The 18973-nt window shown below is 66.7% G+C and carries 17 protein-coding genes and 2 tRNA genes; 14 read left to right on the top strand and 5 right to left on the bottom strand.

The genetic code is table 11. The features are described from left to right. Entirely contained in the window at positions 1–1122 is a 1122-nt protein-coding gene (locus tag F3H13_RS13430) for an ABC transporter ATP-binding protein (RefSeq protein WP_149799528.1), read from the top strand. After that, the gene (locus F3H13_RS13435; RefSeq protein ID WP_149799529.1) at positions 1119–2483 is read left to right on the top strand and encodes an ABC transporter ATP-binding protein; all 1365 of its coding nucleotides are present in this window, start codon (positions 1119–1121) and stop codon (positions 2481–2483) included. Before F3H13_RS13430 ends, F3H13_RS13435 begins: the two co-directional genes overlap by 4 nt. Positions 2484–2586: 103 nt before the next feature. Here the strand turns inward: F3H13_RS13435 and F3H13_RS13440 are convergent, their stop codons facing one another. Both F3H13_RS13440 and F3H13_RS13445 read right to left on the bottom strand, forming a co-directional pair. Next, positions 2587–3084, bottom strand: coding sequence for a hypothetical protein (locus F3H13_RS13440; RefSeq protein WP_149799530.1), 498 nt, complete (start codon positions 3082–3084; stop codon positions 2587–2589). A 68-nt stretch (positions 3085–3152) separates the two neighbouring features. Further along, the gene (locus F3H13_RS13445) at positions 3153–3551 is read right to left on the bottom strand and encodes a dihydroneopterin aldolase family protein (protein WP_149799531.1); all 399 of its coding nucleotides are present in this window, start codon (positions 3549–3551) and stop codon (positions 3153–3155) included. A gap of 156 nt (positions 3552–3707) precedes the next feature. On the opposite strand from F3H13_RS13445, the gene F3H13_RS13450 reads away from it, so the two are divergent. The 11 genes from F3H13_RS13450 to F3H13_RS13500 all read left to right on the top strand — a co-directional run bounded on the left by F3H13_RS13450 (position 3708) and on the right by F3H13_RS13500 (position 14793). Next, the gene (locus F3H13_RS13450; protein WP_149799532.1) at positions 3708–5015 is read left to right on the top strand and encodes an amidohydrolase; all 1308 of its coding nucleotides are present in this window, start codon (positions 3708–3710) and stop codon (positions 5013–5015) included. Between the two features lie 639 nt (positions 5016–5654). Continuing rightward, entirely contained in the window at positions 5655–7115 is a 1461-nt protein-coding gene (locus tag F3H13_RS13455; RefSeq protein ID WP_149799533.1) for a DNA primase, read from the top strand. A 120-nt stretch (positions 7116–7235) separates the two neighbouring features. Further along, the gene (locus tag F3H13_RS13460) at positions 7236–8525 is read left to right on the top strand and encodes an adenosylhomocysteinase (RefSeq protein WP_149799534.1); all 1290 of its coding nucleotides are present in this window, start codon (positions 7236–7238) and stop codon (positions 8523–8525) included. 58 nt (positions 8526–8583) lie between these two features. Further along, positions 8584–8820 (top strand): antitoxin VapB family protein, encoded by a 237-nt coding sequence (locus F3H13_RS13465; protein ID WP_149799535.1) that lies wholly within the window; start codon positions 8584–8586, stop codon positions 8818–8820. Further along, positions 8765–9211 carry a type II toxin-antitoxin system VapC family toxin gene (locus tag F3H13_RS13470; protein WP_223174426.1) on the top strand — a complete coding sequence of 149 codons (447 nt, stop codon included), beginning with the start codon at positions 8765–8767 and terminating at the stop codon, positions 9209–9211. Before F3H13_RS13465 ends, F3H13_RS13470 begins: the two co-directional genes overlap by 56 nt. Before the next feature lie 147 nt (positions 9212–9358). Next, entirely contained in the window at positions 9359–9508 is a 150-nt protein-coding gene (locus F3H13_RS16285) for a hypothetical protein (protein WP_188128072.1), read from the top strand. A 54-nt stretch (positions 9509–9562) separates the two neighbouring features. Further along, a complete protein-coding gene (gene nucS, locus F3H13_RS13475) occupies positions 9563–10333 on the top strand; it encodes an endonuclease NucS (RefSeq protein ID WP_149799536.1) in 771 nt (256 codons plus the stop codon). Between the two features lie 128 nt (positions 10334–10461). Next, complete coding sequence (locus F3H13_RS13480; RefSeq protein WP_004599151.1) at positions 10462–10992, top strand: 50S ribosomal protein L16; 531 nt, start codon at positions 10462–10464, stop codon at positions 10990–10992. A 162-nt stretch (positions 10993–11154) separates the two neighbouring features. After that, the gene (locus tag F3H13_RS13485; RefSeq protein WP_149799537.1) at positions 11155–13209 is read left to right on the top strand and encodes a DEAD/DEAH box helicase; all 2055 of its coding nucleotides are present in this window, start codon (positions 11155–11157) and stop codon (positions 13207–13209) included. 55 nt (positions 13210–13264) lie between these two features. Further along, positions 13265–13335: transfer RNA gene (locus tag F3H13_RS13490), tRNA-Pro, on the top strand. A gap of 309 nt (positions 13336–13644) precedes the next feature. Further along, complete coding sequence (locus F3H13_RS13500) at positions 13645–14793, top strand: group I intron-associated PD-(D/E)XK endonuclease (RefSeq protein WP_149799539.1); 1149 nt, start codon at positions 13645–13647, stop codon at positions 14791–14793. Between the two features lie 59 nt (positions 14794–14852). Here F3H13_RS13500 and F3H13_RS13505 read toward each other — a convergent pair whose 3' ends face one another. Continuing rightward, complete coding sequence (locus F3H13_RS13505) at positions 14853–16040, bottom strand: DNA cytosine methyltransferase (protein WP_149799540.1); 1188 nt, start codon at positions 16038–16040, stop codon at positions 14853–14855. Between the two features lie 131 nt (positions 16041–16171). After that, positions 16172–16792: a beta-class carbonic anhydrase gene (locus tag F3H13_RS13510; RefSeq protein WP_149799541.1), complete on the bottom strand. Its 621-nt coding sequence runs from the start codon at positions 16790–16792 to the stop codon at positions 16172–16174. A 211-nt stretch (positions 16793–17003) separates the two neighbouring features. Between F3H13_RS13510 and F3H13_RS13515 the strand changes: the two genes are divergently transcribed. Beyond that, a tRNA-Phe gene (locus F3H13_RS13515) sits at positions 17004–17077 on the top strand. Positions 17078–17531: 454 nt separating this feature from the next. Here the strand turns inward: F3H13_RS13515 and F3H13_RS13520 are convergent. Next, on the bottom strand, positions 17532–18824 hold the full coding sequence (locus F3H13_RS13520) for a vWA domain-containing protein (protein WP_149799542.1): 1293 nt from the start codon (positions 18822–18824) through the stop codon (positions 17532–17534). Between the last annotated feature and the right edge of the window lie 149 nt (positions 18825–18973).

Below are 18973 nucleotides of genomic sequence, written 5' to 3' on the forward strand. Positions count from 1 at the left end.
ATGAGCGAACCACTACTCAGCGTACGCGATCTCAAGACACAGTTCTTCACGGAGGACGGCACGGTCCGCGCCGTCGACGGCATCTCCTTCGACGTTCACGAGGGAGAGATCGTCGGACTCGTCGGGGAGTCGGGCGCCGGGAAGTCCGTCGCGACCTCCAGTATCCTTCGGCTCGTCGACAGCCCCGGCGAGATCGTCGGCGGCGAGATCGAGTTCAAAGGCGAGACGATCTTCGGCCTCGAAGAGGGCGACGACGGCGAGTTGCGCCCGCGCGACCAGATGCTCACGGAGACGGAGATGCGAAAGCGGATCCGCGGCCGTGAGATCGCGATCATCTTCCAGGACCCGATGGAGTCGTTGAACCCCGTGTTCACTATCGGGGGACAGCTCCGGGAGTTCATCGAGATCAACCGCGACCTCGACGCGGGCGAGGCGAAACAAGAGGCGATAGACATGCTCAGAGAGGTCGGGATCCCCGCCCCGGAGTCGCGGTACGACGAGTACCCGCACCAGTTCTCCGGCGGGATGCGACAGCGCGTGCTCATCGCGATGGCGCTCGCCTGCCAGCCCGATCTGATTATCGCCGACGAGCCGACGACCGCGCTCGACGTCACCGTCGAGGGCGAAATCTTAGAGATGGTGAAAGATCTTCAAGAGAAGTACGACACGTCGTTCATCTGGGTCACCCACGACATGAGCGTCGTCGCGGAGATCTGCGACCGGGTGAACGTGATGTACCTCGGCGAGATCATCGAGCAGGCCGAGGTGGACGACCTGTTTTACGACACGAAACACCCGTACACGTCGGCGCTGCTCGACTCGATGCCGCGGCCGGACGAGACGCTCGACGAGCTCAGGCCGATACAGGGAGTGATGCCGGAGGCGATCGACCCGCCCGCCGGCTGTCGGTTCCACTCGCGGTGTCCCGAGGCTCGGGAGGTGTGCCGCGAGGTCCACCCCGAGCCGCGGGACCTGAGCGAGGCGGGGGAGGCGCCGCACACGGCCGCCTGCGTGAAACACGACGCGTTCGACGTCGGGTACGACGAGAGCCCGCCGATCGAGACGCGGGCCACCGGCGGGTTCTCCGCCGGGTTCACCGAGACCGGGGGTGAGGCGGAATGACCGAGGTCGGCCCGCCGGAGTCGGACCCCGAAGCGCTGTTACAGGTCCGGGACCTGTGCAAGTACTTCGACAACGAGAGCGGGCTGCTGGCCGGCGTCCAGTTCGACGACGAGTTCCCGTACGTCTCGCGGTCGACGTCGGACGTCCGCGCCGTCGACGGCGTGAGCTTCGACATCAAGGAGGGCGAGACGCTCGGGCTCGTCGGCGAGTCCGGCTGCGGGAAGTCGACGCTCGCGCGCACCGTCCTCCGGCTGCTCGAACCGACCAGCGGGAGCGTCTACTTCCAGGGGGAGGACCTCGCGTCGCTGTCCGGCGAGCCGCTGCGGCGGATGCGGAAGGACATGCAGATGATCTTCCAGGACCCGCAGTCGTCGCTCGACCCCCGGATGAAGGTCGGTCCCATCGTCGAGGAGCCGATGAAGGCCCACGACATGCTCGACGAGGAGGGGCGGGAGGCCCGCGCCAAGGAGCTGTTAGAGAAGGTCGGGCTCGACCCGCAACACTACAACCGCTACCCGCACGCGTTCTCCGGCGGGCAGCGCCAGCGCGTGAACCTCGCGCGGGCGCTGTCGGTGAACCCCGACTTCATCGTCTGCGACGAGCCCGTGTCGGCGCTCGACGTGTCGATCCAGGCGCAGGTCCTCAACACGATGGAGGAGCTACAGGAGGAGTTCGACCTCACGTACCTGTTCATCGCACACGACCTGAGCGTCATCCGCCACATCTCGGACCGCGTGGCGGTGATGTACCTCGGGAACATCGTCGAGTTAGCCGACAAGGAGGAGCTGTTCGAGAACCCGAAACACCCGTACACCCGGGCGCTGCTCGACGCCATCCCCGTTCCGGACCCGAGAAGCGGCGGGCGGACGGCGCTTCTGTCCGGCGACGTCCCGTCGCCGATCGACCCGCCCTCCGGCTGCCGGTTCCGGACGCGGTGTCCGAAGGTGATCCAGCCGGACGAGTACGACATGACGGAGGAGGCCTGGCGGAACGTCGTGACGTTCCAGCGGGCGGTCGAGCGTCGGTCGTTCGAGGAGACCGACCCGGACGCCCTCCGGAGCCGGTTCTTCGACGACGCGCTGCCGAGCGGCGACGCCGGCACCCTGCTCGACGAGGCGCTCGGCCACGTCGAGCGCGACGAGTTTGAGGACGCGGAGCGGATTCTCGTCGAGCGGTTCGCGGACCAGAGCGTCTGCGCGACGGCGACGCCCGCCTACGAGGTGCCGTCTGACCGCACCGACGGCCGTCACTACGCGGCGTGTCACCTGCGGCGCGACGAGGCGGTCGCGAGCGCCGTCGACGAGGCCGCGGTGGGCGGCGCGGTCCGCCCCGGCGCGGAAGCGCCCGAAGCCGACGACTGACCGTTCTCGCCTTGCGCGACTGACCGTTCCCGCGTTTCGCGACTGACGGCCTCGCTTTTCGCTGGAGGGTTCGGCGGAGAAATCGACCGCGGGCCGGCGACGACTATCGAACCCGGATCTGCGTGGCGTCCTCGTGGCGCTCGTCGGCGCCGGGGACCGGGACGAAGACGGAGACAGTGTGCTCCCCGCGCTCGGCCCGGACCGATCGGTCAAGCCCGTCGTCGCCGGTGCGGCGGAATCGGCCGTTCCACGTGGCCGTCGCGCGCTTCGTCTCGCCGGCCCGGAGCGACAGCGCGGACTCCTCGGCGCGCACGTAGCGCCGCTCGTCGGTGGCCTCGACGACGCCGTCGACCGCCCACCCCCACAGGCGGCGGGTCGTCGTGGGGACCTCGATCGGGACCGGCAGCCGGTTGCGGATTGAGACGGTGATCGCGACCGGCTCGTCGGCCGCGTACTCGGCGGCGTCCGTGCTGACGGTCACGTCGATCGCTCGCCGCGCGATCGCCCGCGGCACCACGCGGCCGAGGGCGTCGGAGAGGTAGTTCTTCGTCTCGTCGAAGCCGGTTCGGTCCGGCTGCCTGTCGTGACGTCTGTCGACCATGTGCGTTCTGAAAGCGGGGAATCGGGCGCTTCGGCCGCCGTTCGGGTCGCGGTAGGCGGTTCGCGGTACTAAGCGTTCGGGTCGGCACCGGGCGAGGAGTCGGCGTCGCCGGAGCCCGATCGGTCGCCGTCGACCACCTCGACGAGCTCCATCAGGGGGTACCCGTCTTTCATCGCCATCCGCGTGCGAACCGTGACGCCCTCGTAGGCGATCCGCATCCGGACGTCCATCAGCGAGCCGGTGAGCTCGGTGTAGCCGTTCTCGTGGTCGATCGCGTCGGCGACGCGGTCGTCGCGGATCGACACGTCGACCGCCTCGCAGTGCGGCTGGTTCTCGATCGACTCCGCCATCGCGGCCTCCAGGCTCCGCGTGCTGGACGGGCTGACGGGCGTGCCGGCGAACTGGTGGTACAGCGAGCCGAACTTGATCCCCGCCTCGAAACACGCCTGCTGGGCGTCGGTTGCCATGGGGATACTCCGGCGGCGGCGGGCAAAGAACGTTCGGCGGTGAGCGGCGGCGTCGTCAGAGATGGGGGCGCCGTCAGGGATAGGGAACGTCGTCATGGATAGTGGGCGTCGTCATCGAGCGGAAGGGGTTAGGTCCGCCGGCGGAAACCGGGTGGTATGAACGCACTTCGCGTGACGGGTGGGCGGGTGCTCCGGCCCGACGGCAGCGTGACCGAGTCGGACGTGACGGTGGACCGCGACACCGGGACGATCGCTTCGGTGGACGACGGGGACGGGACGCCCCCGAGCGCCGCCGAGACGCTCGACGCGTCGGGGTCGCTCGTGATCCCGGGGCTCGTCAACGCGCACACGCACGTCGCGATGACGCTGCTCCGCGGGTACGCCGACGACAAGCCGCTCGACCCCTGGCTGCGCGAGGACATCTGGCCGGCGGAGGCCGAACTGACGCCTGACGACATCGAGGCGGGCGCCGAGCTCGGCGCGCTGGAGATGATCCGGTCGGGGACGACCGCGTTCGCGGACATGTACTTCTCGATGGACCGGGTGGCGGACGTCGTCGACCGCGCGGGACTGCGCGCGCGGCTCGGCCACGGCGTCGTCACGGTCGGGAAGGACGACGCGGCCGCCCGTGCGGACGTCGAGGAGAGCCTCGCGGTCGCCCGCGAACTCGACGGCGCCGCAGACGGCCGGATCCGCACCGCGTTCATGCCGCACTCGCTGACGACGGTCGGCGAGGAGTTCCTCCGCGAGGGCGTCGCGGAGGCGCGCGAGGCCGGAATCCCGGTCCACCTCCACGCGAACGAGACGGTTGAGGAGGTCGACCCCATCGTCGACGAGCGCGGCGAGCGGCCGATCGCGTACGCCGCCGATATCGACGCGCTCGGCCCGGACGACTTCTTCGCGCACGGCGTCCACGTCGACGACACCGAGATCGAGCGCCTCGCGGCCGCCGGGACCGCGGTCGTCCACTGCCCTGCCTCGAACATGAAGCTCGCCAGCGGGATGGCGCCGGTCCAGCGGCTTCGCGAGGCGGGCGTAACGGTCGGGCTCGGCACCGACGGCGCGGCCTCGAACAACGACCTCGACGTCTTCGACGAAATGCGCGACGCCGCGATGCTGGGGAAGCTGGCCGCGGACGACGCGAGCGCGGTCCCCGCGGCGGCCGTCGTGGAGATGGCGACCGACGGCGGCGCCGACGCTCTGAACCTCCCCGGCGGCCGGATCGAGGCGGGCGCGGCCGCCGACCTCGCCGTCGTCGACCTCGACGCGCCGCACCTGACACCGGTCCACGACCCCGTCTCGCACCTCGCGTACGCGGCCCGCGGGAGCGACGTGCGCCACACCGTCTGCGACGGCGACGTCCTCATGCGCGACCGCGAGGTCCTGACGCTCGACGCCGAGGCCGTCCAACAGCGCGCCGCGGACGCCGCGCGCGACCTCGTCGACCGCGTCGAATCGGCGTAGCGGGCAGCACGAGAGCAAAGCCGACCCACGTCGGCAGTATATAAATATCGTACTCGGAGCGCACGTCCCATTTATAAATAAACGTGCGGTGGCGCGTGCCTGCGAGCGGCCGCCTTCAGCGGCCGCGAGCAGCACGCGCGAGGGACGCCGTGAGCGACGGGCGACCGAAGGGAGCCCGGAGCGAACGGCGAGGCTGGGGAGGTGTGAGGCGCTGTGCTGTGCGGGGCGGGACTCAAAGGGGCAGCCGCGAGGGCGACGTAGGCGACGCAAGCACTGGAACGAGGGAGCGAACGCAGTGAGCGACTGAGTGAAGCGCGCAGCGAGCGTACGTCGCCCTCGCGGCTGGGGCTTTGGAGGTGTTCACCGTGGGTTCTCAATCGGTTATTTATAAGCGAGCGGCTGGGGCTTCGGTAGTGGGTGCTTCGGCAGCGACCCGAACGTACACGACGTATCGCGCGCGAGCGATGTTCGACCCGAAACCGGGGGCGAACCCGGCACCGATCACGGCCGAAACCGCCGCCGAACCCGCGATCCACCAGAACAGACGCCTCAGCGCCGTTAACCCGAATACAAACCGAATTAAACCGCCTTAAGCGACTCCGCTTTTTATACGGTAACGGGGAGTGGACCCGAGTGGACATGAGCGAACGCACGACAGCCATCCTACTGGTCGCGGTCGTCGCGCTCGGCGCGATGACCGGCGTTGCGGCCGCCGACGGCCATCTCGAAGTGGCCGTCGACGACGCGGACGGCGAACCGACGGTCACGGTGACCGAGAACGACACCGCCGTCGAGAACGCCACGGTCGTCGTGAGCGTCGTCGACGCGGAGAACGAGTCGTACGCGGGGGCGGGCGAGTACGAGACGGACGCGAACGGTACAGTCGACCTCGAGGCCCCCGAAGAGGACGTGACCGTCGACGTCACGGCCGCCTCTGGTAACGACACCGCCTCGACGACGGTCGATCTCGAAGCGCCCGACGGCCTCGAACTGGCCGTCGACGACACCGACGGTGAGCCGGTCGTCACGGTGACGAACGACGACGAGCCGGTCGAGAACGCCTCGGTCAACGTCGCGATCGCGGACGAGAACGCCTCCTACGCCGGCGAGGGCGACTACGAGACCGACGAGAACGGTACCGTCGGCCTCCCCGCCGCCGAGGAGGACGTGACGGTCGACGTCACCGCCGAGTACGAGAACGAGAGCGTCTCCGAGACGGTCGGGATCGAGGCGCCCGACGGCCTCGAACTCGACGTGGAGAACACCGACGGCGAGCCGGTCGTCACGGTGACCAACGACGACAAGCCGGTGGAGAACGCCTCCGTCGTCGTCGCGCTCGCGGACGACGCGGACGAGAACGCCTCCTACGCGGGGACGGGCGAGTACGACACCGACGAGAACGGCACCGTCGAGCTCCCCGCGGCCGAGGAGAACGTCAGCGTCGAGATCACCGCGGAATACGACGGCGAGAGCGTCTCCGAGACGGTCGACCTGACCGTCGAGGGTGACGACGAGGCCGACGAGCAGGCGTTCGGCCAGTTCGTCCAGGAGTTCATCGAGAGCCTCGAGGACCGCGACGGCGGCATCGGCGCCGCGGTCTCGGACTTCGTGACGGAGAACAACCCCGGTAACGCCCCGGACCACGCGGGCGGCCCCGGCGGCGCCGACGACGGCAACGACAGCGCGCCGGGCAACGCGCCGGACCACGCCGGCGGCCCCGACGGCGAGAACGACAGCGACGAGCGCGGCCCGCCGGCCCACGCGGGCGGCCCGGGCGGCGACGACGCGGAGGATGACGCGGACGATGAGGAGACCGAGGAAAACGACGCGGAAGACGAGGCCGACGAAGACGACGACGCGGAAGACGAGGCCGACGAAGACGACGACGCGGAAGACGAGGCCGACGAAGACGACGATGCGGAAGAAGATGAGGCGGACGAAGACGACGACGCGGAGGAAGACGAGGCCGAAGAGGACGAGGCCGAGGACGAATCTGCGGAAGAAGACGACGAGGATGACGGAGAGGATGAGGACGACGAAGACGACGACGATGGCGAGAGCGGCCCGCCGGACCACGCGGGCGGCCCCGGCGGTAACTGACGACGCGGTCCGCAGTTCGGTTCAGTGACGCGAGCGACAGTCGCTGACGACCGGATCCTCGTTTTCCGTGCGCACTCCGGTGTCGGCAGGGTTTAGTGCGCCGTAAGCGAACCGGGAGGTATGAGCGAAACCGCGTATCCGCCGGTGTCGAAGCACCTCTCGGACGTCGACACGGCCCGGGAGGAGGGGCGCCGGAAGATGGACTGGGCGCTCCAGCACATGCCGATCCTGAACGCGCTCCGCGAGGAGTTCGTCGACGAGCAGCCGCTCGAAGGCGAGACGATCGCGATGGCGATGCACGTCGAGGCGAAGACGGCGAACCTCGTCGAGCTGCTCGCGGAGGGCGGCGCCGAGGTCGCGATCACCGGGTGTAACCCCCTCTCGACGCACGACGACGTGTCGGCCGCGCTCGACGCCCACGAGTCGATCACCTCCTACGCGGTTCGGGGCGTCGACGACGACGAGTACTACGACGCGATGCACGCCTGTATCGCCCACGAGCCCACCATCACCGTCGACGACGGGATGGACATGGTGAAGCTCGTCCACGAGGAGTACCCCGACCTCATCGACTCCATCGTCGGCGGCGCCGAGGAGACGACCACCGGCGTCGACCGCCTGCGCGCGATGGACGCCGACGGCGAGCTCCATTACCCCGTCTTCGCCGTGAACGACACGCCGATGAAGCAGCTGTTCGACAACGTCCACGGGACGGGCGAGTCGTCGCTCGCGACTATCGCGATGACGACGAACCTCTCGTGGGCCGGCAAGAACGTCGTCGTCGGGGGCTACGGCCAGTGCGGGAAGGGCGTCGCGAAGAAGGCGTCCGGACAGAACGCGAACGTGGTCGTCTGCGAGGTCGACCCGCGGAAGGCCTTAGAGGCCCACATGGAGGGGTACGAGGTGCTCCCCATGAAAGAGGCCGCGAAGAAGGGCGACGTGTTCATCACGACGACGGGCAACCGCGACGTGATCACCCGCAAACACTTCGAGGAGATGAACGACGGCGTCCTGCTCGCGAACGCCGGCCACTTCGACGTGGAGGTCAACCTCGACGACCTCGACGACCTCGCGGTCGACCGCTACGAGGTCCGTGACGGCGTCGAAGGGTTCGAGATGGCGGACGGTCGCGTCCTGAACGTCATCGCCGAGGGCCGGCTCGTCAACCTCGCCGCGCCCATCGCCTTAGGCCACCCGGTCGAGGTGATGGACCAGAGCTTCGGCGTCCAGGCGGTCGTCGTCCGCGAGCTCGCCTCCAACGGCGACGCGTACGACGCCGGCGTCCACGACGTGCCCGACGAGCTCGACCGCGAGGTCGCGGACATCAAGCTCGCCGCCGAGGGCGTCGAGTACGACGAGCTCAGCGACGAGCAGCGCGAGTACATGGGCAGCTGGGAACACGGGACGTAGGCGTTCAGCGGCGAACCCTGAGAAAACCCTTTGTGAGTCTGCATACAACCGTATACACATGTCGAAAAGCATCCGCCTCTCCGAGGAGGCCTACGACCGGCTCGCCGCTCACAAGCGAGATGACGAGACGTTCTCCGACGTCGTTCTCCGGCTCGCCGGCGAGCGATCGCTGCTGGAACTTGCTGGGGTTCTGAGCGACGACGAAGCCGACGCGCTCCGTGAAGCCGTCGAGGAGCGGCGTGATCGACGCGCCGCCGAGCTGGAGGACGCCGCCGACCGGCTTCGGGAGGCGTAGCGTGCTGCTGGACACGTCGTTCCTCATCGACTTGATGAACGGAGACGAGGACGCCGTCGAAAAGGCTCGGGAGCTGGAGACGGAACTGGTCCAGCAGCGCATCTCCTCGATGACGCTGTTCGAACTGTACTACGGTATCTCCCGAGCGACCGAATCAGAAAGCGAGCGTCAGAAGGTCGAAGACGTCCTCGCCTCGAAGCCGATCCATCCGGCCGACACCGCCGTCATGCGGAAGGCCGGCCGGCTCGCAGGTGAGCTACAGAACGAAGGGACGCCTGTGGGCGACGGCGACGTGATCATCGCCGCCACTGCCGAGGTCGTCGACGAACCGGTCCTGACCCGAAACGTCGAGGGTTTCGAGCGACTAGATGTCGAGATCGAAAGCTACTGAGGACGGAATTTCGACACTGAACACGTTTCACTGAACCACACGGTGTCGTGAGCGGTTGTGACGGCGTGAACGCGCGCACGAAGCGATTGGATCGACGCGATGGAAACGGGCCGACCGGCTTTTGTGCGGCGCGACAGTACCGATCCCATGAACCTGACCGCGGTGTTACACTCCGGGTTCGGCGTATCGGTTCTGGCCGGGATCCTCGTGTCGGACACGACGCTCCGAATCGCCGCCTTCGCGCTCGGCGCGGTCCTCTTCGTCGCCGGCATCGTCGTGTCGCGGCGGAGCGACTGAGCCGGGGCCGCCCCGCTCGCGCCCTTTTTCACTCGCAACCGCCTACGGAGGCCAGTGACAGTCACGAGCGTCCACGACCCGAGCCACCGCGAGGCGCTCTGGGAGCTGGAAGACGCCTTCGAACGCGGCGACCTCGTCAGCCTGTTCGGCCGCTGTACGGTCGCCTACGAGGGCCGCGCAGCCTCCGATCTCGGCGCCGGCGACCGCCTGCTCGTGTTGAAACCCGACGGCGCCGCCCTCGTCCACACCGACGAGGGGCGCCAGCCGGTCAACTGGCAGCCCCCGGGGTCGGAACACCACGCCGCGGTGCGCGAGGGGCGGCTCCGCGTGCGCTCGACCAGAAACAGCCCCGACGAGACGCTGACGGTCCGCTTCTCCGACGTCCACCAGCTCTCCGCGATGGCCGTGACGGGCGGCCGCGACCTCACCCTCCACGGGAGCGAGGAGGACCTCCGGACCCGAATCTTAGAGCGCCCCGACCTCGTCGAGCAGGGGTTCGAACCCCGCGAGACCGAACGCCCGTCCAGCGCCGGCCCGATGGACATCTTCGGCGCCGACGCCGACGGCACCCCGGTCGTCGTCGAGCTGAAGCGCCGCCGAGTCGGGCCGGACGCCGTGGGACAGCTCGCGCGCTACGTGCGGGCGCTCCGCGAAGAGCTGGGGATCGAGGACCCCGCAGAAGGCGGCGAGGCCGGCCCCAAACGAACCGACTCGCCCGACGTCCGCGGAATCCTCGTCGCGCCGTCGGTGACCGACCGGGCCGCGGAGCGGCTCGCGGACCGCGGGTTCGACCACGTCGCGCTCGACCCGACGCCTGAGGAGTGATCCGAGCGACGCGCCAACGCGGACCGAGAGCCGGCGGAACGGTGGCGCTGGCTCCCGAGGAGCCGACGAAGGCGCCTCGCTATCGAAGGGTTTATCGCCGCAGCGGGGGCTACATCGGACAAGTAGCCATGTCTGACAAACCCGCCTCTATGTATCGGACGATCGACAAGCCGTCGTACACCCGCCGCGAATACATCACGGGCATTCCCGGCTCGAAGATCGCCCAGCACAACATGGGCGACCTCTCCGCGGAGCCGGACGACTACCCCGTCCAGATCAGCCTCCGCGTCGAGGAGGAGCTTCAGGTCCGACACGGCTCCTTAGAGAGCGCGCGCCTCTCGGCGAACCGCCACCTGATCAAGGAGCTCGGCGAGGGCAACTACAAGATGACCCTCCGCAAGTTCCCCCACCAGGTCATCCGGGAGAACAAGCAGGCGACCGGCGCCGGCGCGGACCGCGTCTCCGACGGGATGCGCCAGGCGTTCGGCAAGCCGGTCGGCACCGCCGCGCGGCTCAACAAGGACGACGTCGTCTTCACCGCCTACTGCGACGTCGAGCAGGCGTCCGTCGTGAAGGAGGCGTTCCGCCGCGCGTACAACAAGCTCTCCCCGCCGTGCCGGATCACGGTCGACCGCGGCGAGAAGCTGCTCGTCTCGTAGAGCCCTCGGCCCCGACCCCGTCCGAGAGGCGGGTTCTTTTCCGCGCGTTCGCGTGACGTAGCCGCGGCGCCGCGCAGTCGACGATCGGCGCCGCGCAGTCGACGACCGGCGCCGCACGACGAGCCGAACTCCTGAAATACCTACCTCGCGTACCGACGGGCAGTGTCACAGCAGCTGGCCGAGGTCGAGACGCTGTTCCTCCACGAGGCGCGGAGCGACTACACCGTCGTCGCGAACCGCGACGGCAAGCGCGTGCTCCGCGGGCGGCTCGAACTCAAGGAGACGTCCGCGGGCCCACGCCCGGGGAAGTTCCGGGTGATCCGCGACGGCGAGGACCACCCCCGCCAGCCGGACGAGTTCGTCGACCTCGCCCGCGCGGCCGGCCGGATCCGGATCTCCGAGCAGACCTCCTCCGAGAACCGGAAACGGCTGAAGGAGATGCTGGACGGCTACCAGCTGGAGGCGACGGCGGTCCGGACCTGCCGGCGCTGCGCGAGCGACGGGCGGTACGGGCCGATCACCTCGGAGGACGCGATCGAACACAACGGCGAGCTGATCTGCCGGGACTGCGCCCGCCGGGAGTTAGAGCGGGAGCTGTCGTACAAAGGCGAGTTCACGGGCGCGGCCGAGGAGCGCCTCGAAGAGCTGCTGTACGAGTCGGGCGACTTAGATCGGATCGTGAGCCTCCTCCAAGGGGGGCTCGATCCCGACCTCACGAAGTACGACGAGGTGTCGGCGAACGTCGACGATGTCTCGCCGGTCCGAACGGAGGACCTCGATCTCCACCCGGACCTCTCTTCGCACCTCCAAGGGCGGTTCGAGGAGCTGCTCCCCGTCCAGAGTCTCTCCGTGCGGAACGGCCTCCTCGACGGCGATGACCAACTCGTCGTGAGCGCCACGGCGACCGGGAAGACGCTCGTCGGCGAGCTGACCGGGATCGACCGCGCGCTGAAAGGGGACGGGAAGCTGCTCTTCTTAGTCCCGCTCGTCGCGCTCGCCAACCAGAAGCACGAGGACTTCGAGGAGCGCTACGGCGACCTGCTCGACGTCTCCATCCGCGTCGGCTCCTCGCGGGTGAACGACGACGGCAACCGCTTCGACCCGAACGCCGACGTGATCGTCGGCACCTACGAGGGGATCGACCACGCGCTCCGGACCGGGAAGGACCTCGGGGACGTGGGGACGGTCGTCATCGACGAGGTCCACACGCTGAAAGAGGGCGAGCGCGGCCACCGGCTCGACGGGCTCATCTCGCGGCTGAAGTACTACAGCGAGAACCGGATAGAGACGCATTCGGGCTACGACGGCACGCAGTTCGTCTACCTCTCGGCGACTGTCGGGAACCCCGAGTGGCTGGCGAAGAAGCTCCGCGCGACGCTCATCGAGTACGAGGAGCGACCGGTCCCCATCGAGCGGCACGTCACCTTCGCGGACGGCCGCGAGAAGGCGCAGATCGCCGACAAGCTCGTGAAACGCGAGTTCGACACGAAATCGTCAAAGGGGTACCGCGGGCAGACGATCATCTTCACGAACTCGCGGCGGCGCTGTCACGAGATCAGCCGCAAGCTGCGGTACGACTCCGCGCCGTACCACGCCGGCCTCGACTACGGGCGCCGGAAGAAGGTCGAGCGAATGTTCGGGAACCAGGACCTCTCGGCGGTCGTCACCACCGCGGCGCTAGCGGCCGGCGTCGACTTCCCCGCCTCGCAGGTGATCTTCGACTCGCTGGCGATGGGGATCGAGTGGCTCTCAGTCCAGGAGTTCTCGCAGATGCTCGGGCGCGCGGGGCGCCCGGACTACCACGACCGCGGCCGCGTCTACCTCCTCGTCGAGCCCGACGGCGTCTACCACGGATCGATGGACCGCACCGAGGACGAGGTGGCGTTCACACTCCTGAAAGGCGAGATGGAGGACGTGGCGACCCACTACGACGAGACCGCGGCCGCCGAGGAGACGCTCGCGAACGTCGTCGTGGCCGGCAAGAAGGCCAAGCGCCTCAACGACCGCATGATCGGCGAGGTCCCCACCAAGCACGCCCTCGGGAAGCTGCTGGAGTGGAACTTCATCGACGGCTTCGAGCCCACGCCGCTCGGCCGCGGCGTCACCAGACACTTCCTCGCGCCCGATGAGGCGTTCTTCATCCTCGACGCGGTCCGGAAGGGGACCGACCCGTACGATATCGTCGCCGACCTCGAACGGCGCGACGACGAGGAGTGACCGGCGCGAAGCGCAACGAAACCCTTTAGCGGCTCTTCGGGGTACGTAGGAGTGCGGGGCCGTGGGGTAGTGGTATCCTCGCTGCCTTGGGTGCAGTGGACCTGAGTTCGACTCTCAGCGGCCCCATGTTCATTCTGCTTCGTTACAGACGGTTTCTCGCAGCTCCTCGTATAGCTCCGGATGATGCTCTCGGAGAATGTCGATATCAGTAGCCAGCTCATCATCAATGCGATTCCGGATCCGCGAAATCGCCTGATACCGTTGTGAATTGGAATTTTCCGACCGAAGATGGTTCCTCTCAGTTTCGGTGAGCAGGGCGCGGGTTCGGGCCATACATTTCATAAAAATTGGAGGAGTATCTATCTACTGTAATTCCTTCGTAGTTTGTGAATATACAAATGTTATTAAGATTGGACATGGTAAAATACAGTATCCATGGAATCGCACCGGCGGGGCGATTTAACCGAGCAAATTGTCATTACCGAATTAAAGAGACGAGAGATTAGTGTCTCAACGCCTGTTGGAGACAATGAGCGATACGATGTCGTTGTCGAGCAACCCGGAGGAGATCTGTTGAGAGCGCAAATCAAAACTGGTCGATTAAAAGACGGAACGATCCGATTCAACGGACTGAGCCAGCACACGAACGCTTCGGGTCACACGTATAAGCGATACGGAGAGGATATCGATTGTTTTGTCGTCTATTGCTATGATACAGATCAGACGTATCTAATCCCCGCTGCCGAGGTGGGTACCTCGATGTATCTGCGAGTCGATTCCCCTGACAAGGAGACGAGACAGGTCAACTGGGCCGAAGAGTATCGACTGGAAGAGCAATGGCCAGTAGATGACGCTAATTCAGATACAGTTGATTCGACAGTCATCGAGACACTTCGGCAAGAGGGCGTGTCAGTATACTCTAATACAGAAGACGAAGAACAGAAAGTTGTCTTTGTAGAGGATGCAGCGGGAGACGTTGCGAAGGTCGGTATCGAAAGAGCTTGGCAAGTTGATAATCGAATTAGATGTACCTTGGATGAGGCAGCAGACTACTACTTGATTTACTGCGAATCGCTTGATGAGGTCTGTTCTATCCACGCAGCAGAGTTTGGTGACTCAGTTTCACTCCGGACAGAGGAGGGTTGTGAGAATCCGTCGAGAGCAAAACTGGCTGACGATTATGCGTTCGAAAACAATTGGCCGCCAGTCGTGAATCCTTCTGGGACACCCACATCAGCCTCACTGGTGTCGAGAACAGTTGAGATGGTAGAATCAGATAAATACACGCCAACGGTACCAGCAGATTGTGACGATGGGCAGACGATTATCGCTAGCGGGGAAGACCGCGAGTTCCGTCTCCGCGTTGAGTCCGCCTGGCTCGAAGGCGGCTTATTGCGATTCAACGTTACGGAACCAGCTGACTTCTACGTAATTGAGCATCCCGAAGAAGCGGAGACGTATCTCATACCAGATGATGCGTTCGGGAAATCAATATCGTTGAGGGTAGAGCCACCGGAAAAGAACAGTCCCCGGATAAATTACGCAGACGACTTCTTATTCGAAGAGAGATGGCCACCACAGTAGCTGAATAACCAAGATAGATAGCCGCCGGCAACTCTCACATACAGAGGGGGATCACCCCCTCAAGCCAAGTCGGTAAGCGACTGCTGCTCGTACACGTCGGGGTCGGCGGGGGGCGCGTCGCGGATCTCTGGGAAGTACTCCCGGAGTTGGTTCGCCAGCTCCTCGCCGAGCCGGACCGGGACTGCGTTGCCGATCTGCTTCATCACGTCGGTCTTCGTCCCCTCGAACGCGAACTCGTCGGGGAACGTCTGGAGCCGGGCCATCTCGCGCGGGGTGAGGTAGCGGTCCTCGGTCGGGTGGATGAAGACGTTCGTGCTCACCGTCAGCGACGGCTCGTCGGGGTCGAGCCGGCGGAGGTAGGTGCCGTACCGCTTGACGATCTCCGGCTCGTGCGGACAGGTGTCGGTGTCCTCGCAGTCGCACTGGTACTTCTTCGTCTTCAGGCGGTCGGGGAGGTCGCGGTAGTAGCCGCCCGGGGGGACGTGGCGGATGCGTTCGAGCGTCTTCTCGCCGGTGTCCGCGTACGTCATGTTCGGGAGGTCGTCGGTCGCGTCCGCGAGCGCCTCGCCCGCAGTGCGCCAGTGCCCCTCCGGCGTCGTCGGCTCCGGGAAGCGGATCGGCACGTCGCGGTCGGTGCCCATAAAGAAGATCCGGCGGCGCTTCTGGGGGACGCCGTACTGCTCGGCCTCCAGCACGCGGTACTCGCATTTGTAGCCGTGGGCCGCGAACTCGTCGACGATGAGGTCTTTCACGTACCGGTCGTCACTGGTCTGGCGGTTGATCAGGTCGCGGACGTTCTCCATCAACACCAGCTGCGGTTCGAGGACGGAGACGACCCGGAGGAACTCCTCGAAGAGGGTGTTCCGGCGGTCCTTCTCCATCTCGTCGAGCTCGATCTGCTCGTTGTTGAGCCGGCTGAACCCCTGACAGGGCGGCCCGCCGATCACCACGTCGACGCCGTCGGGGTCGTAGCCGGCGCCCGCGACCGCCTCGCGGAGCGCCGGAGCGTCGAGCTCGCGGACGTCGCCCTCGAGGAACTCGGTATCGAAGTTGCGGCGGTACGTCTCGGCGGCCGGCTCCCACTGGTCGCTCCCGAGAGCGACGTCGAAGCCGGCCCGCTCGAAGCCTAAATCGAGGCCGCCGCAGCCGGAGAAGAAGCCGGCGACGACCGGCGCGTCGGCGTCGCCGCTCGCGGCGACCGATTCGGAGCCGGCGTCGTCGTTCGCGGCGTCGCCATCAGCGTCCACCGACACCACCTCGCCCGGTCGCGGGCGCGCGTCCTCGGTTCATTCGTGAGTCGGTTCGCCGCGGGCGCATAAAAACGTCACACCTCGGGGCGCGAGGCCTCGATGCGGCGCTCGCCGCCGTCGCAGGGCAGTCAGGCCCGCCGCTCGCTGATCTCCTCGGCGATGCGCTCGTCGGGGCGGCGGAGTTCGCCGGACTCGACCTCGTAGACGTAGCCGGAGACGGTCGTGTCGTCCGGAATGAACGCGGACTCGCGGAGGTACTCGACCTGCGCGGCGCAGGCCGCGTCGATGTCGTCGGTCATCTTCACCCAGTCAAGGAGGTCGGCGTCGCCGATGTTCAGCTCCGGCAGCGAGGGGTCGAGATCGGCCGCGTCGAGGTCGCCTGCCTGCGCTTCGAGGCCCTCGCGGACCGCCTCGTCCGGGGCGCTCATCATCCCGCAGTCGGTGTGGTTGATCACGACGATCTCGTCGGTGTCGAAGAAGTTCGTCGTGAGCGCGGCCGAGCGGATCACGTCGTCGGTCACCTTGCCGCCCGCGTTGCGGAACACCTGCGCGTCGCCGAGGTCGATGCCGAGCGCCTCCTCGATCGGGATGCGCTCGTCCATACAGGCGACGACGAGGAGGTTCTCGTCGGTCGGGATCCCCTTGCGGCGGCGGCGCGCCCAGTCGTCGCGCGCGTCAACCGCGGCGTCGAGCGTCTCGTGGTGGTCGTCGTGGTCGTGATCGTCGTGGTCGTGATCGTGCGATGGCATCAACGGATCCAGGGGCGGGAGAAACGGGGCCGTTGCGGAAACCACGATCCGCGCCGTCGACCCGGATCAGCGGCGATATCGTCCGGCGTCTGGGACGCGAACTGGACTGTGACCGAAGTGAGCGCGGCCGCGGGGGCAGGCGAGCGGACGCCGATCGGGGCGCCGCCTTTCGAAATCCTTTTGTCTCGAATCGGCGTTGGTCCGAGTGCGAGCCGCCTTAGCTCAGACTGGGAGAGCACTCGACTGAAGATCGAGCTGTCCCCCGTTCAAATCGGGGAGGCGGCATTTTCCTGCGAACTCGTGAGGGAGAAGCGACCGGACTGTGAGCAGTGAAACTGCTCCCGAGCCGATTTGAGCAGACGAGTCGCGAGCCCGAGCGGAGCGAGGGCGAGCGTCTCAGCGAGTTCAAATCGGAGAGGCGGCATTGTTTTGTGTGAACCAAGTTCGTTAGCCCCGACTGAAGATCGAGCTGTCCCCCCTCCCCGCGAGCGCAGCGAGCGGGGGCTCGGAAGGCGAGCGAAGCGAAGTCTTCCGGAGTTCAAATCGGGGAGGCGGCATTTTCTTGCGAACTGTGAGCAGTGAAACTGCTCCCGAGCCGATTTGAGCAGACGAGTCGCGAGCCCGAGCGGAGCGAGGGCGAGCGTCTCGGCGAGTTCAAATCGGGGAGGCGGCATATTCTGAACCCGCGAGCGACAGCGAGCGAGCGGCGACCGCGCCCTGACGCGACGTCGCGACCCGACTATCGCCTCCCTCGGGGCGGCGACCGGTTGCCCCGGGGCGACGATCGGCTGCCGCGGGACGGGAAGCGCGCTAGCGCTTCGATCGCCGCGTCTTCGGTACAGTAGAACGCCACGAAGCTGATCGCGAACTTCTCGTCGTTCGCGGTTTCGACCGTGAGGCTCCCGTCGATCCCCTCGAAAGACTGGACTTCCAGCTCGCGGCCGCTCTTGACCAACGCGTAGAGGTCGCAGTACGCCGTGTCGAAGGAGGCGGCCATCGGCTCGAACGGCTCACCCGGCTTGCTCACGAAGGAACCGGGGGTGTACGCGACGGTGTCGGCAGCGGCTCCCTCCGGGACGAAGTCGTACGCGAGGCACTCGCCAGTGTCGGGATCGGTCTCGACGCAAGCGAACTCGTACTTCGCGAGCTGGCCGGCGGCGGAGCAGTCGACGCACTCCTCACAGACCTCGCTGATGACCGCGTCAAGCTCCGAGCCGAGGTTCGACGCGTCCTGAACCGAGACGAAGTCGTCGGCACTGCTGGCGATCTCGTCTCGGAGATAGTCATCGAAGCCGGCGACGTTCTCGCCGATACCGACCGCAATGACCCGGCGACCGGCGTCTTTGATCGCGGTCGCGATACTGGTGGTCTCGTCGATCTCACCCTGTTCACCGGCGGTCCCGTTCTCGCTGCCTGTCGATCCGCCGGTGTACGCGAACGTCCCGTACGGGAACGTCGTGTCGTCGTCGGGCGGCGCCGCGCCGTCGCCGACGACGCCGCTCTCGTAGTTCGGTCCGCCGTCCGTGATCAGGATGATGATCTCCGTTCCGCCGCGGCCCTCCTGTTCAAGAATCGCATTCGAGAAATCCAGTGCGCCGGGCATGTGCGTCGCGTTCTCCTGTTGCGGGACGCTCGCGGGGATGCCGGCTCGAATCGCCGAGACGTTGCTCGCGGTCGCGAAGTCGAGGAGGTTCCCCGGGCCGTACTCGAACGCGGACGGCGCGTCGCCGAACGTGACGAGACCCAACTGGACGTCTTCCGGTACGACGGCGAGGAAGCTGTCCACACCGCTCTGGATGTCTCCCCACGTGCCGGCGGACCGTATCGAGCCCGAGTAGTCGAGTGCGACGACGACGTCGACGTCGCCCCCGCACGTCTCGATCAACTGCTCGTCGGCCGCGGCGACGCGGGTGAAGAACGGCAGACCGGCTCCGGCGACTGCGAGCGCGCCGGCAGCACCGGTCGTGCGGAGGACGCTGCGCCGTGAGAGGGGAATAGTTCGGTTCGCTCTATCTGTGTTGGTTGTTGTCATGATATGTGGATCTACTGTACAAGCCGGATGCGTTCGTAGCGCGGAGACCGGTCGACGACGCGTTTCGCGGTCTATCCAGGTCCCCCTCCGAGGCCGGAAGACCAGTAGTCACAGCCTTCTACGCGTGGTAAGGGGATAGGTATGGTCCG

Source organism: Halorubrum xinjiangense, from assembly GCF_900102375.1.
In the GTDB taxonomy this organism is placed as follows: Archaea; Halobacteriota; Halobacteria; order Halobacteriales; family Haloferacaceae; genus Halorubrum; species Halorubrum xinjiangense.